This window comes from Chenggangzhangella methanolivorans (genome assembly GCF_042648545.1).
Taxonomy (GTDB): Bacteria; Pseudomonadota; Alphaproteobacteria; order Rhizobiales; family Methylopilaceae; genus Methylopila; species Methylopila methanolivorans.
Genome location: NZ_JBHRXS010000004.1, coordinates 589,204 through 603,663 on the forward strand (window position 1 = coordinate 589,204; position 14,460 = coordinate 603,663).

17 protein-coding genes and 2 tRNA genes are annotated in these 14,460 nt (G+C 69.5%); 9 read left to right on the forward strand and 10 right to left on the reverse strand.

All coding sequences use genetic code 11. From position 1 onward, the window contains the following. Positions 1-221 precede the first annotated feature (221 nt). The 4 genes from ACFOWB_RS08175 to ACFOWB_RS08190 all read right to left on the reverse strand — a co-directional run bounded on the left by ACFOWB_RS08175 (position 222) and on the right by ACFOWB_RS08190 (position 1,589). Positions 222-298, reverse strand: a tRNA-Arg gene (locus ACFOWB_RS08175). 13 nt (positions 299-311) lie between these two features. Further along, positions 312-617 carry an ETC complex I subunit gene (locus ACFOWB_RS08180; protein WP_261403792.1) on the reverse strand — a complete coding sequence of 102 codons (306 nt, stop codon included), beginning with the start codon at positions 615-617 and terminating at the stop codon, positions 312-314. 36 nt (positions 618-653) lie between these two features. Then, positions 654-730 (reverse strand) — tRNA-Pro (locus tag ACFOWB_RS08185). 100 nt (positions 731-830) lie between these two features. Next, positions 831-1,589, reverse strand: a complete 759-nt coding sequence (locus ACFOWB_RS08190; RefSeq protein WP_378146691.1) for a helix-turn-helix domain-containing protein — start codon at positions 1,587-1,589, stop codon at positions 831-833. A gap of 220 nt (positions 1,590-1,809) precedes the next feature. Between ACFOWB_RS08190 and ACFOWB_RS08195 the strand changes: the two genes are divergently transcribed. The 4 genes from ACFOWB_RS08195 to ACFOWB_RS08210 all read left to right on the forward strand — a co-directional run bounded on the left by ACFOWB_RS08195 (position 1,810) and on the right by ACFOWB_RS08210 (position 6,155). Further along, positions 1,810-4,059: a marine proteobacterial sortase target protein gene (locus tag ACFOWB_RS08195; protein ID WP_428978589.1), complete on the forward strand. Its 2,250-nt coding sequence runs from the start codon at positions 1,810-1,812 to the stop codon at positions 4,057-4,059. Positions 4,060-4,103: 44 nt separating this feature from the next. Further along, positions 4,104-4,703: a class GN sortase gene (locus ACFOWB_RS08200; RefSeq protein WP_261405621.1), complete on the forward strand. Its 600-nt coding sequence runs from the start codon at positions 4,104-4,106 to the stop codon at positions 4,701-4,703. 109 nt (positions 4,704-4,812) lie between these two features. Continuing rightward, positions 4,813-5,217, forward strand: a complete 405-nt coding sequence (locus tag ACFOWB_RS08205) for a DUF983 domain-containing protein (RefSeq protein WP_261403789.1) — start codon at positions 4,813-4,815, stop codon at positions 5,215-5,217. A gap of 23 nt (positions 5,218-5,240) precedes the next feature. Further along, positions 5,241-6,155, forward strand: coding sequence for an SLAC1 family transporter (locus ACFOWB_RS08210; protein ID WP_261403788.1), 915 nt, complete (start codon positions 5,241-5,243; stop codon positions 6,153-6,155). Here ACFOWB_RS08210 and ACFOWB_RS08215 read toward each other — a convergent pair whose 3' ends face one another. Then, positions 6,156-7,523, reverse strand: a complete 1,368-nt coding sequence (locus ACFOWB_RS08215; protein WP_378146694.1) for an aminotransferase-like domain-containing protein — start codon at positions 7,521-7,523, stop codon at positions 6,156-6,158. It lies immediately after the preceding gene. A 285-nt stretch (positions 7,524-7,808) separates the two neighbouring features. On the opposite strand from ACFOWB_RS08215, the gene ACFOWB_RS08220 reads away from it, so the two are divergent. The 3 genes from ACFOWB_RS08220 to pqqA all read left to right on the forward strand — a co-directional run bounded on the left by ACFOWB_RS08220 (position 7,809) and on the right by pqqA (position 8,672). Then, a complete protein-coding gene (locus ACFOWB_RS08220) occupies positions 7,809-8,102 on the forward strand; it encodes a BrnA antitoxin family protein (protein WP_261403785.1) in 294 nt (97 codons plus the stop codon). A 14-nt stretch (positions 8,103-8,116) separates the two neighbouring features. Continuing rightward, positions 8,117-8,347, forward strand: a complete 231-nt coding sequence (locus ACFOWB_RS08225) for a hypothetical protein (RefSeq protein ID WP_261403784.1) — start codon at positions 8,117-8,119, stop codon at positions 8,345-8,347. Between the two features lie 244 nt (positions 8,348-8,591). Beyond that, positions 8,592-8,672 (forward strand): pyrroloquinoline quinone precursor peptide PqqA, encoded by an 81-nt coding sequence (gene pqqA, locus ACFOWB_RS08230; RefSeq protein WP_128779492.1) that lies wholly within the window; start codon positions 8,592-8,594, stop codon positions 8,670-8,672. A 98-nt stretch (positions 8,673-8,770) separates the two neighbouring features. On the opposite strand, the gene metC is transcribed toward pqqA, so the two are convergent. Beyond that, positions 8,771-9,949 carry a cystathionine beta-lyase gene (gene metC, locus ACFOWB_RS08235; protein ID WP_261403783.1) on the reverse strand — a complete coding sequence of 393 codons (1,179 nt, stop codon included), beginning with the start codon at positions 9,947-9,949 and terminating at the stop codon, positions 8,771-8,773. Between the two features lie 279 nt (positions 9,950-10,228). Here metC and ACFOWB_RS08240 point away from each other — a divergent pair, with 279 nt between their 5' ends. Both ACFOWB_RS08240 and ACFOWB_RS08245 read left to right on the forward strand, forming a co-directional pair. Beyond that, positions 10,229-11,320 carry a hypothetical protein gene (locus ACFOWB_RS08240; RefSeq protein WP_378146697.1) on the forward strand — a complete coding sequence of 364 codons (1,092 nt, stop codon included), beginning with the start codon at positions 10,229-10,231 and terminating at the stop codon, positions 11,318-11,320. A gap of 54 nt (positions 11,321-11,374) precedes the next feature. Beyond that, on the forward strand, positions 11,375-11,653 hold the full coding sequence (locus tag ACFOWB_RS08245) for a hypothetical protein (RefSeq protein ID WP_261403781.1): 279 nt from the start codon (positions 11,375-11,377) through the stop codon (positions 11,651-11,653). A 6-nt stretch (positions 11,654-11,659) separates the two neighbouring features. On the opposite strand, the gene ACFOWB_RS08250 is transcribed toward ACFOWB_RS08245, so the two are convergent. From ACFOWB_RS08250 to thiO, 4 genes are all read right to left on the reverse strand, one after another. Beyond that, positions 11,660-12,274 carry a thiamine phosphate synthase gene (locus ACFOWB_RS08250; protein ID WP_261403780.1) on the reverse strand — a complete coding sequence of 205 codons (615 nt, stop codon included), beginning with the start codon at positions 12,272-12,274 and terminating at the stop codon, positions 11,660-11,662. A 171-nt stretch (positions 12,275-12,445) separates the two neighbouring features. Beyond that, the gene (locus tag ACFOWB_RS08255; RefSeq protein WP_378146700.1) at positions 12,446-13,225 is read right to left on the reverse strand and encodes a thiazole synthase; all 780 of its coding nucleotides are present in this window, start codon (positions 13,223-13,225) and stop codon (positions 12,446-12,448) included. 2 nt (positions 13,226-13,227) lie between these two features. Further along, complete coding sequence (gene thiS / locus ACFOWB_RS08260) at positions 13,228-13,425, reverse strand: sulfur carrier protein ThiS (RefSeq protein WP_261403779.1); 198 nt, start codon at positions 13,423-13,425, stop codon at positions 13,228-13,230. Beyond that, the gene (gene thiO, locus ACFOWB_RS08265) at positions 13,394-14,395 is read right to left on the reverse strand and encodes a glycine oxidase ThiO (RefSeq protein WP_378146702.1); all 1,002 of its coding nucleotides are present in this window, start codon (positions 14,393-14,395) and stop codon (positions 13,394-13,396) included. Before thiO ends, thiS begins: the two co-directional genes overlap by 32 nt. Positions 14,396-14,460: the final 65 nt, after the last annotated feature.

The window sequence follows — 14,460 nt, forward strand, 5'->3', positions numbered from 1 at the left end:
TTACGTTCGGGTAGCAAATTTCGATTTTTGCTACTCCGTTGTAACACCACCGGCCTCCCGCCGCCCTGGAACGCAGGGTGAACCTGCGGTGGGAATCCGGTGGGAGTATCTGCGCCCAAAGGGTCTCTGGTGGGACTTCTGTGTCCCATTCGTTCCCATCTGGCGGTCTGGTGGTGCGCCGCTGGACCCGGCTGTAACCCCTGAGAATAGAGGGGGAAATTTGGCGACCCCGGCTGGATTCGAACCAGCGACATTCAGCTTAGAAGGCTGGTGCTCTATCCAACTGAGCTACGGGGCCGAAAGGCAGGGCGTCAGTGCGTCCAGGGCTCGGGCGCGCCGGCGCGGAAATTGTCCGAATAGGCGGCGGTCTTGGGCGCCTTGGCCTTGGGCTCGTCGACGCGGAAGGCGAGGCCCTGGCGGGTGGCGTAGGCGACCGCCTCCTCCTTGGTGGCGAAGAACAGGCGCACCTGCTGGCGCGTGTCGGCCGAGGAGGTCCAGCCCATCAGCGGCTCGACGCGGCGCGCTTCGGCCTGGTCGTGCTCCAGCACCCAGCGCTTGGTCTTGGCGACGCCGGACTGCATGGCGTTGCGGGAGGGCCGGAAGATGCGAGCGGTCATGTGAGGGACCTCTGCAGGCGCAAAACGCCGGGATGATGGTCGGGGCGACACGATTCGAACATGCGACCCCCTGCTCCCAAAGCAGGCGCTCTACCAGGCTGAGCTACGCCCCGACGCCGCAGTTTCCCGGCGGTTATGCTGGATCGCAGGCTCGCGGGCAAGCGCCTGCGACGGGTTCGCACGGCGAAAACCGGATGGCGACGAGCGCCTTCGTCACATCAGCACGGCGAACCCGTCCTGCTTGACGCGGTCGAGGTGGCGGCGGCAGCGCTCGTAGTCGGCGTCGCGCGGGCCGATGCGCCCCGAGACCGCCGGCTCCCCGCGCTTGAGCGGCAGGAAGGCGATCGCGGCCGAGACCGGCGTCAGCTGCGAGCCGCGGCCGGACTGCAGCGTCGTCAGCACGCCGTACATCGCGCCCTCGATGGTCGGGCGCGACAGCACGACGAGCCGCAGCTGCCCGTGCCGGTTGGTGACGAGATAGATGTGGCCCGACTGATGCGGGGCCGAGACGTCGCCGAACTGCGTGAAGGCGGCGTCGAGCCGCTCGCCCTCGCGGAACGTCATGCGCGAGTCGTCCTCCGACCAGCCGATGACCGTGCGGTAGGCGTAGACCGCGGCCGGATCTCCGAAGGAGGGGCGCAGCGTCAGATACTCGCCCTCGATCCATGACATCGCCGGGCGCGAATAGGAGCCGAGCTCGGGCGGCGCGAAGCCGGTCGGGGCGGCGGCGTGCGGCCGGGCCGCCGCGGGTTGGTCGCGCAGACGCCGGCCGAGCGCCTCCTCGAGCCGCACCGTGGTGGCGAGGGTGAAGGGGCGGCTGCCGGCGAGCGCCTTTTCGAGCGTCGAGATCGAGATCTTCGCAAGGTCGGCGAGCCCCTGCCGCGACATGCGGCGCCGCGCCAGCTCCTCACGGACCTGATCCGCGATGGCGCCGCTTTCGGCGTTGCCGAGTTCCCCGTCCTCCCCGGACATCGCCCCACATCCCCTCACGTTCCGCACAGAACCTCACATAGCCGCGCGGAATTCGCCGGGGCAAGGCGGCGCGCGGCCGACGAATGCCGATCGATCCGGTCGCGGGACGCCGCCGGGGCGCGGAAACCTCTCTGGGCGAACCAAGCCCGAGGGGGAGAACCAGACCATGGACATATCGCTGCCGCCGCTCCGACTGAGCGACTTCACCCTGCCTTCGCCGATGGCGCGCGCGCGCCGAGTCGTCGCCCGGATCGCGATCGCCGCGACGCTGGGCATCGCGGGCCTGGGCGGCCTCATCGTCGCGACCGTCGCGGCCAACGCCTCCGAGGCGCGCTCCGCCCAGGCCTTCGTGAAGCCCGCCGACATGACTTCGGGCGCTTTGCTGCTGAAGGGCGCGGAGCCTGGAAAGTTCGTCGAGGCTCCGCAGGTGCGCGCCGACTACGACGTCACGGTGTCGGGCCCGACCATGCGCACGCGCGTGACGCAGGCCTTCACCAATCCGACCGACGGCTGGGTGGAGGGCGTCTATGTGTATCCGCTGCCGGAGAAAGGCGCGGTCGACGCCATGACGCTGGTGATCGGCGACCGGGTGATCGTCGCGGACGTCAAAAAGCGGGAGGAGGCCAAGGAAATCTATGAGGCGGCCAAGCGCGACGGCAAGACCGCGGCGCTGACCGAGCAGGAGCGCCCGAACCTCTTCACAAACTCGGTCGCCAATATCGGTCCGGGCGAGACCGTGCTGGTGCGGATCGAATATCAGGCGCCGGTCCATCAGGACGCCGAGCGCATGTCGCTGCGCATCCCGCTCGTGGTCGCGCCGCGCTACGTTCCGAAGCCGCTCGTCACCGAGGTGTCGATGGACGCCGTCGGCGGCTGGGGCGTGGTCGACCCGGCGCCGGATCGCGGGCGCATCACGCCGCCGGTCAACGACCCGCGCGAGACGGCGCCCACGAACCCGGTCTCGATCACGGTGCGGCTCAACGCCGGCTTCAGGCTCGGCGAAGTCGCGAGCTCGACTCACAAGATCAAGGTCGACGGCACCGACGAGGCCGCGCGCACGGTGACGCTCGACGCCGCCGACGTTCCGGCCGACCGGGACTTCGAGCTGGCGTGGACGGCGGCGAGCGGCCCGACGCCTTCGGTCGGCCTGTTCCGCGAGAGCGTCGGCGGCTCGGACTACGTGGTCGCCTACGTCACCCCGCCGACGGGCGCCGCCAAGGAAGAGAAAAGGCCGCGCGAGACGATTTTCGTGATCGACAATTCCGGCTCCATGTCCGGTCCCTCGATGGGGCAGGCCAAGGCGAGCCTCGCTTTCGCGCTCGATCGTCTGACGCCCGCCGACCGCTTCGACGTCATCCGCTTCGACGACACGATGGAGCGCCTGTTCCTCGACACCGTCGCGGCCACGCCCGAGAACGTCGCGAAGGCGAAAGCCTTCGTCGCGCGCCTCTCTGCCGAGGGCGGCACCGAGATGCTGCCGCCTCTGAAAGCCGCGCTGTTCGATCCGCGCCCGAACGACGCCGCCCGCGTGCGCCAGATCGTGTTCCTCACCGACGGCGCGATCGGCGACGAGCAGCGCATGTTCGACGCGATCGCCTCGGGGCGCGGCCGCTCGCGCCTCTTCATGGTGGGCATCGGCTCGGCGCCCAACAGCTTCCTGATGACGCGTGCCGCGGAGCTCGGCCGCGGAACCTTCACGCATATTGGCTCGACCGAGGAGGTCGACGCGCGGATGCGCGAGCTCTTCGCAAAGCTTGAAAGCCCGGTGATCACGAGCCTGACCGCCGCCTTCAGCGAGGGCGCCGCGGACATGACGCCGCGCACGCTGCCCGACATCTATCGCGGCGAGCCGCTGGTGATGGCGGCGCGCATGGCCAAGGTCTCGGGCGCGCTCGAGATCGGCGGCCTCATCGGCGACCAGCCCTGGACGGTGAAGCTCGACCTCGCCAAGGCTGCGCCGGGCGACGGGATCTCGAAGCTCTGGGCGCGCCGCAAGATCGACGACGCCGAGGTCTCCCGCACGCTGCGCGAGACGGGCCCGGAGGCCGCCGACGCCGAGATCCTGAAGCTGGCGCTCGAGCACAAACTCACCACCCGCCTCACCAGCCTCGTGGCGGTCGACCAGACGCCGCGGCGTCCGGCGGGCGCGACGCTGACCCGCGCCGAGGTTCCGCTCAACCTCCCCGCCGGCTGGGACTTCGACGCGGTGTTCGGCAAGCGTCCGGGCTCCGAGCAGGGTCCGACCGTTCCCGGCATGCGCCGCGCAGACGCCCAGTCGAAGCTCGAACGGGTCGCCGCGATGGGCGTCGCAGCCTCTCCCGCCCCGCTCGCGACGCCTTCGCCTTCGGCCGGCGCAAACCTTCCCCAGACCGCGACCGACGCGGAACTGAAGCTCTGTGCGGGGCTTGCGCTGATCCTGCTGGCGGTCGGCCTCCTGATCATCCGCCCGGCGCGCCGGAGGGCGGCGTGAGCGCGTCCCGGTCGCTTGTCCTCTCCCCCGATGCGGGGGGGAGGATCGCGCAGCGCGTCCCGCTTCGGGCTGCGTTCGCCGCCGTCTTCGCGCTCGCCGGCCTCATACTCGCGGGGCAGGGCGCCTACGTCCACGCCAAGGCGATCCTCGCCCAGATCCTGCTGGAGCGCGCCTTCGCGACGAGCCTCGCGACGGGCGCGCCGACGAAGGCCTGGGCCTGGGCGGACACCTGGCCGGTGGCGCGGATCGAGGTTCCGCGGATCGGCGCCAGCGAGATCGCGCTTGCCGGCGCAAGCGGGGAAGCGCTGGCCTTCGGGCCGGGCCATCTCGACGGCACGCCGGAGGCCGGCGAGCCGGGCGTCGCGATCTACGCCGCCCATCGCGACACGCACTTCGCGTTCCTGAAGGAGGTGCGCGTCGGAGACGAGATCCGCGTGCTCCGCCGCGACGGCCGCGCGGCGCGCTTCAGGGTCGAGGAGACGCGAGTCGCGGCCTGGAACGCGTCGGGGCTCGATCCTCACGCCGCCGGCCGCCGTCTCGCGCTTGTGACCTGCTGGCCGTTCGACGCCGTGACCCGAGGCCCGCTCCGCTACGTCGTCGAAGCCTCGGCGATTGAGGAAAGCGGCGGCGCAAGCCCGCGATGAATGGTGACTGCAACATGTGTGCGTACAATATTGACATTGTATGCATCAAGCCATAGCTCTTCCCGCACTGGCGTGGGCTCGCGTCAGCGATCTGGAGGAGGCCAGCGTCATGCAGCCGACCGTCTATCCGCCTCTTAAGCCCTACGACGTCGGCGTGCGCGGCCGATGCCCGCGCTGCGGCGAGGGCCACATGTTCGAAGGCTTCCTGAAGCTTCGGCCGTCCTGCGAGGTCTGCGGCCTCGACTATTCCTACGCCGATCCGGCGGACGGTCCCGCCTTCTTCGCCATCACCTTCGCCTGCCTGCCGTCGGCCTGCTTCGCGGTATGGCTGGAACTCGCTTTTCAGGCGCCGTATTGGGTCCACGTCTTCACGACGTTCCCGCTCATGCTGGCGACTCTGGTGCCGCCGCTGAGGCCGCTGAAAGGATGGCTGGTGGCGAGCCAGTATTATCACAAGGCCGCCGAGGGCCGCCTCGTGCGGGTCGGCGAGGCCGAGGAGACCGCCGGCTGGTAAAGCTTGCCGCCCACGTCAGGCCGATGTTCTTCGGGTCCGTGCTCGGCGTCGGCGGGCTCGGAAACGGCTGGCGCGCTGCGCATCGGCTCTGGGGCGCGCCGTGGGTCGTCGGCGAGGCGCTTTGCGTGCTGGCGGTCGCGATCTGGCTCACGCTGCTGTCTCTCTACGCGTTGAAGTGGACGTTCCACCGCGCCGAGGCGAAGGCGGAGCTCGCCGATCCGGTCTTTGCGCTGCTGGCCTCGCTCGCGCCGGTCGCCACGCTGATCGCCGCGATCGCGATCGAGCCGATCTTCCACGCCGGCGGCCTTGTCATGCTCGCGGCGGGCCTCGCCGGCGCCACGGCCTTCGCGGCCTGGAGCATCGGCGGATTGTGGCTCGGCGGCCGCGCGCAGGAGGCCGTCACCCCGGTGCTTTACATGCCGACTGTCGGCGGCGGCTTCGTCGCGGGGCTCGCCTGCGCCACCTATGGCTGGCCGACCGCCGGATGGATGTTCTTCGGCGCAGGACTGCTGTCGTGGATGTCGATGGAGTCGGTCGTTCTCGTGCGCCTGCTGGCCATCGGCCTTCCGGTCGAGCGGCGCGCGACGCTCGGCGTCCACCTTGCGCCCCCCGCGGTCGCGGCCGTCGCCTGGTGCGCGCTGGAGCCAGCCCACGGCGTGACGACGATCGGCCTCGCGCTTCTCGGCTATGGGTGCTTCCTGGCGCTTGTGATGATCCGGCTCGTCCCGTGGCTGCGCGAACAGGCGTTCTCGCCGGCCGCCTGGGGCTACACCTTCGGCGTCTCGGCGTTGCCGCTCGCGGCCATGAGGCTGACCGAAAAAGGCGCGGCCGCGCCGGCGCCGGAGATCGCCGCGCTGGCGTTCGTCGCCGCCAATCTCATCATCGGCTGGATCGCCCTTCGCAGCCTGTCGCTGATCCTGCGGTGGGCGCGCGCCTGATCACACCACGTCGTGCAGGGCCCGCGGGCTCTCGCGCAGCAGGCCGGCGAGGGTGTCGAGCGCAGACGCGAGCCGCGCGCGTTCCGGCACCGCGCCGAGCGAGATGCGCACCGCCTCTGGCGCCGCTCCCCCCGCGCTGAAGGCGTCCGCCGGCACCACCGCCAGTCCTTGCGAGCGAGCGCGTTCGGCGAGGCGGTAGCGGTCCCAACCCTCAGGGAGCGGCAGCCAGACGTGCAGCCCGTTCGGATGAGCCCGTATCGAGGCCGGCAGCGTCTTCCGGGCGAGCGCCTGCCGCGCCGCGGCCTCCTCGCGCACGCCCGCAAGCAGGGCCGCCGCGACGCCGTCCCGGATCCATCCTCCGAGCAGCGCGGTCATGAGCGGCGCGGCCATCAGGCTGACCGCCCGCAACGCCGGCACGAGCTCGGCCCGCGCCGCCGCCGAAGGGGCGGCCACATAGGCCACGCGAAGTCCCGGCGTCAGGCATTTCGAGACCGTGTGAACATGCCAGACGCAATCCGGCGCGAGCGTCGCGAAGGCGGGCGGCGCGTCGCCCGCGAGCGGCGAATAGGGATCGTCCTCCAGGATCGTCAGCCCATGCCGGCGCGCGACGGCGAGAATCTCGCGGCGGCGGGCCTCCGGCATGGTGATGCAGGTGGGATTGCCGATCGTCGGGTTGAGATAGATGAGAGCCGGCCTCGACGATCTGCACAGGCGCTCGAGCGCGTCTGGCGACATGCCGTCCTCGTCAGCCGCGACGGGCGCGGTCTCTAGCCCGAGCCGCCGGGCGATCGCAAGCGCGCCGGGATAGACGGATGGTTCGCAGGCGATCGTCTCGCCGGCGCGCGCGAGCGTCGCGGCGATGGCGAGCATGGCCGACTGCGCGCCGGCCGCGACGAGGATCCGGTCCGGATCGACCGGTCCGAGGACCGGGCGGAGCCAGGCCGCCCCCGCCGCGCGGTCGGCCGAGGAGCCGGCGCCTGGATGATAGGACATCAGCGCGTCGACGTCGGAGCGCGCCACGAGGTCCGCCACGCCGCGCCCGACCGCGTCGGCGAGCCTTACGCCGCGCGGGGCCGGGGGGATGTTCATGCCGAGGTCGAGCGGAGGGGCGCCGGGTTCCTTGCGCGCCGCGACGAACGAGCCGCGGCCCGTGACGGCGTCGAGCAGACCGCGGCGGCGCGCTTCGGCGTAGGCTCTCGTCACAGTCGTGAGGTCGACGCCGACGGCCTGTGCGAGAGAGCGTTGCGGCGGCAGGCGGTCGCCTTCGCGCAGAACGCCGGATCCGACGTCGCGTGCGATGGCGTCTACGATCCGGAGATAGAGCGGGCCGCTCCCGGAGCCGAGTTTCGGGGCCCATGCGGTCGCCATCGGCGCAACGTCCTCCAAACAATCGCGCCAATGTATGGCGGGCGGCCGAAAGATCATAGCGCGCGAGGGACGCGCGGAACAAAGCGAGACGGTCGGGATTCGTTCTCCGCGACCGGATCGTGAACGACGGAGCGTGCGCAAATTCCTACCTTGAGGTTAAGACCCGACGAGGATCGGGCGGCTTTCGCGAAGCCGATTTCGCCGCGACGGTTTTCGCCAGTCGGAAACGCGTCTCGGCCGCGCTATGTTGGTGCGCCAGAGGGCGCGAACCCAAGGAGTCGAAGAATGTCCCGCCGTCCGACCAATCCTCGCGCAGCAGCGGAGGCGGCCTTCAGGCCCGCCAAGCCTGCTGCGCCCGCACCCCAGCGCGCCGCGACGATCCCGGGCGCGCGCGAGCAGGTGACGCTTCGAATCGACCAGGACGTGCTGGAGATCTTCCAGGAGGACGGCCCAGGTTGGCAGGATCGCATCAACGCGGCGCTCCGCGATTCGGTGAGGGCGCGGCTGCTGGTGGCGGCGGGCGAAGGCTCGATCCCGGTCGACCAGCTCAACGGCGCCAATGACGACGGCGCCGGCTGACGGGAGGAGACGAGATGTCCGATACGACGACGCCGGCCGGCTGGCGGCTGACCCTGCCGCTGGCGAACCTCAAGGGCGAGGACCGCGCGAAGAACGGCTCCTGGGCGGCTGCGATCCCCGACAAGGCGGCGGCGCGCAAGGCCATTCCCTACGGCGCCGCGGTGCCGAGCGCGCCGCTGCAGCCGCTCAGCGCGGCCGAGATCGAGAGTCTTGGCCTCAAGGCCGGCGAGGTGAGGCGGATCTAGCTGTCGGTCGCCTGTTCTCGCGACGCCGGCGCGAACGCGGCGATGGCGGCCGACAGGTCTGGTCAGCTTCAAAACCTGTGAGAATTCTAAGACATATCTTGCTGCGCCGCACCCAAACATGACCGATAATTAATTGGTCATCGGCGGCCGGCGTCCCTATGTTCAATCTTACAGGACGCGACGCAGCGATCCGACGCCGCGCGGTGCGACTACCGCGCCAGCTTTAGATCTAATGGAGGATCTTATGGCTCTCTGGACCGCCCCGATCGTTGAAGAGACCCCGGTTGGCCTCGAGGTCACCTCGTACAGCCCGGCCGAGCTCTGAGCTTCTAAGCTCAGTCCTTAGTCAATACGGAAACCCCGCGCGGCCCGACCGCGCGGGGTTTTTGTTTGTCTTGACGTCGTCTGTCGTCGCGCTTCTCCTCAACAGGCGGCGGCGTATCGCTCGAGCCCTGCCTCAAGGTCGGCGATGAGGTCTTCGACGTCCTCAAGACCGATGTGAAGCCGCACGGTCGGACCCTTGGGGGCCCATCGCGACGCCGTGCGGATCGGCGTCGCGTCGTAGGGGATGGCGAGGCTCTCGTAACCGCCCCAGGAATAGCCGAGCCCGAACAGCTCCAGCCCGTCGAGAAACGCCTCCACCGCCTCGAACGGACCGGGCGTCAGCTCCAGCGCGAACAAGCCGCAGGCTCCCGAAAAATCGCGCTTCCAGAGGTGGTGGCCCGGATCGTTCTCGAGCCCCGGATGCATCACGCGGGCGACCTCGGGACGCGACTGAAGCCAGCGCGCCACTCTCAGCCCCGACGCCTGGTGATGGGCGAGCCGCACGCCGAGCGTCCTCAGCCCGCGCAGCGCGAGGAACATGTCGTCCGGCCCGCAGCAGAGGCCGAGAGCGCCATGCGTCGCCTTCAGGGCGGCGGCGTAGGGCTGCGTCGCCGAAACGTAGCCGATCAGCACGTCGGCGTGTCCGCCGAGATATTTGGTGCCGGCCGACAGCGACAGGTCGACGCCATGGTCGTGCGCGCGGAAATAGAGCGGCGTCGCCCAGGTGTTGTCCATGATCACCGCGGCGCCGCGGGCGTGCGCGGCTCCCGCGATCGCCGGCACGTCCTGCACCTCGAAAGTGAGGGAGCCTGGGCTCTCGACGAAGACCGCGCGGGTGTTGGGCCGCATATGCGCGGAGATGTCCGCGCCGAGGGCGGGATCATAATAGTCGGTCTCGATCCCCATGCGCTTCAGGAAGCCGTCGCAGAACCGCCGGGTCGGATCGTAGACCGTGTCGACCATCAGGAGGTGATCGCCGGCGCTCAGGACAGACAGCAGCGCGAGCGAGACGGCCGTGACGCCGGACGGCGCGAGCGCTACGTGGTCGCCGCCCTCGATCGTCTGAAGCGCATCAGACAGCGCGTCGGAGGTCGGCGTGCCCCGCCGGCCGTAGGTGTAGCGTCCGCGCGCGGCCTTCATGTCGGCGACGGTCGGCCAGACCACCGTCGAGCCGCGCACCACCGGCGGATTGACGAAGCCGTACGAGTCTTCCGGATCACGGCCGGCCGTCACGAGGTCCGTCAGCGTTCCGTAGTTTCGATCGCCGCGCCGCGCCATGCATCCTGATCCTTCGATGCGCCCCGGGTTTCATTGGGGGCGGGCCCGCGCGGCCGTCAAGCGCCCCCAAGGCGCGGCTCCGTCGCCGCCGAATGCGCAAGGCCCGGATTTCTCAACGAAATTCAAGTAATCTTTAGCCGTTCAAAGACTTGATCGCTCGAACAGCTTGTGGTTATCCGACGCCCCGACTAACGTCACGCCCGATAAAAGCTTTGGGGGAGAACAATGACGCACGTCCACATGCGCAGTCTGTCCGCGGCTTTGGTGGGGGCGTCGCTCATGGCCGCCCCTTCCGCCTTCGCCCAGAGCCGGGCGACGACGGTCGTTCCGGCCGAAAAGGGCCGGGTCACCGGCGAGATGACGATCGACTACGCTTCTCGATCCGAGCGCTCGTCCAGTGGCGTCGACACCTACGAGTTGAAGAAGCTCACGGTCGCCGACCTCTTCATCATGCGCGGCCAGGTTCAGCGCCAGCCCGGCGAGCGCATGACCTACAGCATCAAGTTCGACGTCTTCAATCCGGCGAACCCGGGGCAGGTGGCGACCGACGTCGCGATCCTGCGCGGCGACCTGCCGATCGACAAGCGCGGCCGCTATCTTCCGGCCGACGGAAACCTGCGCATCGACGTCGTGAAAGGGCAGCAGACCTCGTCACGCTATGGCGGCGTGCTGCAGGGGCGGCGCGTGACGAAATGGTGGGACGTCGCCGAGCGGCTGCGCGCGGCCAAAACCGACGCCGAGAAGATCTATTCGCGCGTGGTCGAGGGCAAGACCGTGTCGATCACCGTGAAGAATCCGGATCCGCTCGGCTTCGAGAGCCTCGCGCTCGCCGCCGGACCGTTCTCCTACCTCACGGCCGTGAAGGTGAACGGCAATCTCGACTACGACTACGAGCTCGGAAACTGGCTCACCGACGCCAACGGCCTCAACTTCTACTACACGATCGCCGACCGCCCCTACACCGACCGGGTCACGGGCTCGATCCGCTACGTCGAGGAGGAGGGCCGGTTCGCCGATCCGACCGGCCAGATGCGCGAATACACCGGCTATTACGACTACAACCTGCGCTGGAACGAACAGGCGACCTCGCAAGACGCCTCCTTCTTCCCGAGCGCTGGCGGGCAGTCGGATCCGGACGCCTTCTTCGCCTCCAACGACCAGACCAAGCCTGGCGTCTACGGGCGGGTCTACTACAAGGACAGCGAAGACTACTGCAAGAAGGTCAAGAACGACAAAGGCGAGGACGAATGCGTCGGCCCGACGCGATCCGAGGTCGTCTATGACCTCAAGGCCGTCGGGCTGAACTATCAGCAGCTCGCCGCGTGGTTCAAGATGGAGCCGCTGGCGCTCGGGCCGCTCACCGACGAGTGAGCGACGCCGGAACCTTGTGCGCGCGTGATCGCTTCGCTTCGAGAAGCGACACGCATGCGAGGGTTCATGACGCCGGGATCGCCGAAACCGGAAGCCGAAGACAGCGCCGCCACCGGGGCCTCCGCGGCGGAGGCGGAAAGACCAGTGGACTTCGAGCCGGATCGAGGCGCGAAGCCCGGCAAGGGCAAGGATCCGAAGGATCAGCCGCCTGACGCCGCCGAACGGCTTGGGACCAAGCGGCGTGACGGTGAGAAGGATGAGACGAACGGCGCCCCTCCCGGCGCTGTCTCGCCCGAAAACCTCACCACCGAAAGCGACGACGGAGCTTCCTGACCGCGATCAGGCCGTCTCGCGGGTCACCGCGATCCATTCGCGGGCGCGGGCTTCCGGGTCGACGGCGCCCAACACGTCGTTGACCACCGCGACCACGTCCGCGCCGGCGTCGAGGCAGAGGCGCGCCCGTTCCGGCGTCAGCCCGCCGATCGCGACCAGCGGCCTGTCGTCGATCAGCCGCTTCCATTCGGTGACGCGCTCCACTCCCTGAGGCGCGAACGGCATTTTTTTCAGGATCGTCGGCCAAACGGGACCGAGCGCGATGTGGTGGGGGTCGATCGAGAGCGCCCGGTCGAGCTCCTCATGGGTGTGGGTCGAGACGCCGAGTTTCAGGCCCGCGGCCTTGATGGCCTTCAGGTCCGCGCCGTCGAGGTCCTCTTGCCCGAGATGCAGGAACTTGGCGCCCTCATCGATCGCGATCTCCCAAAAGTCGTTGATCACGAGATCGGCCCCAGCCTTGCGGGCGAGCGCCAACGCATCGCGAATCTCGCCGCGCAGCTCTTCGGCCGGCCGGTCCTTGATGCGGAGCTGGATCAGCTTCGCGCCCGCGCCGAGCATGCGGCGGACCCAGTCGAGGCGGTCGACCACGGGGTAGAAAGGATCGAGTTTCGCGGAGGTCATAGGCGTTCCGAACAGGCGGTAAAGGTGGACCGAGGCGTCGTGACCTTGTCCCGGCCTTGAGCCGGGACCCAGAACCGAGACGCCGGCGAGAGAGAGCGACGAGCGTCCCGACAATCCCGGAAACGGCGTCGGTTCTGGGTCCCGGCTCAAGGCCGGGACAAAGGCGGCGCTTTACGCGAAGGCCCGCCCGAACACCGGCGTCGAGGGCGCGGCCATGTCGCGCGGCTCGATGCAGCCGGCCTCGAAGCCTGCGCGGCCGGCCTCGATCGCCTGGCCGAAGGCGCGGGCCATCGCTACCGGATCGCCGGCCTTCGCGACCGCCGTATTGAGCAGCACGGCGTCGTAGCCGAGCTCCATGGCGTGCGCCGCGTGGCTCGGGCGGCCGACGCCGGCGTCGACCACCAGCGGAACCTCGGGGAAATGCGCCCTCAGGCTGCGCAGCGCGTAGACGTCGTTCAGCCCCATGCCGGTGCCGATCGGCGCGCCCCAGGGCATCAGCACCTTGCAGCCGGCCTCCAGCAGCCTTTCGGCCACCACGAGGTCAGTGGTCGTGTAGGGGAACACCTCGAAACCGTCGTCGGTCAGGATCTTGGCGGCCTCGACAAGCCCGAACACGTCCGGCTGTAGGGTGTCGGCCTCGCCGATGACCTCGAGCTTCAGCCACGAGCTTCCGAACACTTCCCGCGCCATCTGCGCCGTGGTGACCGCCTCCTGAACCGAATGGCAGCCGGCGGTGTTCGGCAGCACCTTCACGCCGAGACCCTGGATCAGCCCCCAAAAATCCTGGCCTTCGCGCAGTCGCCCGGATTCGCGGCGCAGCGACACTGTAAGGATCTCGGCTCCGGAAGCGCGGGCGGCGTCGGCCAGCACCTGCGGGGAGGGGTACTGCGCAGTGCCGAGCAGCAGGCGGGAGCCGATGGTCTCACCGTAGAACGTCAAGGGTCCGTCCATCGTCATCCTCCCTGTCGCGGCGCGACGATCTCGATGCGGTCGCCGTCTTCCAGTCTTTTCGTCGCGCGCGCGGCCGCCGGCACGAAGGCGCCGTTCACCGCGGTCGCGACTTTGGCGTCGCCATAGTCGAGCGCGTCGAGCGCGTGGCCCAGCGTCTCCGCCTCGACCTCAAGCGCTGAGCCGTTGACGATCAGCCGCATGGGGCGTCTCCGAAACCTCTTCGAGGGCCTCCGCGGCCTCCCGCGCGAGCGCGGGGGTGAGCAGGAAGCCGTTGCGATAAAACCCGTTCAGCCGCAGCACGCGGCCGGACCTCTCCAGCCGCGGCAGGTTGTCGGGGAAAGCGGGGCGGACGTCCGCGCACATCTCCACGATCTCCGCCTCGCCAAAGGCCGGATGCAGCGCATAGGCGGCGTTCAGAAGCTCGACGGCGGAGCGCGCCGACATCTTCGCGCGTGAAGAACTCTCGATGGAGGTCGCGCCCACCATGAAGATGTCGTCGGCGCGCGGCACGACATAGAGCGACAGCCGCGGATGCAGCATCCGAACCGGGCGCTTGAACGCGATCTCCGCCGTGCGCAGCAGCATCATTTCTCCGCGCACGCCGCGGAGCTCCGGGACGGCGTTCCTGGCCGCGAGGCCGCGGCAGTCGAGCACGGCGTCGGCGTCGAGCGCCTCCGGGTCGGCGTCGACGCCGAAGCGGACAGCGCCGCCGAGCGCTTCCAGCCGCCGCACGAGCGCCGGCAGCGCCTCGCGCGGGTCGACGTGGCCTTCCTCGGGAAAGAACAGGCCCTTGTCGAAGCGGCCCGAGAGGTTCGGCTCAAGCTCACCGATCCGCACGGCGTCGGCGTGCTCGAAACGCTCCGTCATCCGGGCGAAACGGGCGAGTTCGGCGTGGTCCCGGCGCGAGGCGACGACCAGCGTGCCCTCGATCTTGGCTTGCGAGATCTGGCGCGGCCACCAAGCGAGCGCTTCGGGACCCTTTTCGGCGACCTCCTCCTCGCCGGCTTCGGCTTCGCACCAGGGCGCGATCATTCCGCCGGCCGACCAGGCGCAGGCGGCTCCGCCGAGGCGGGGGCTCCGCTCCAGCACCTCGACCTCATGTCCGCGCTCGGCGAGTTCGACCGCCGCCACGAGGCCGGCGACGCCTGCGCCCACCACGGTGACGCGCATCTCAACGTCCTTCCCGGCCGCAAAGGCCGCAAGGGATCCGGACGTCGCATCGCGAGAAGGAACGG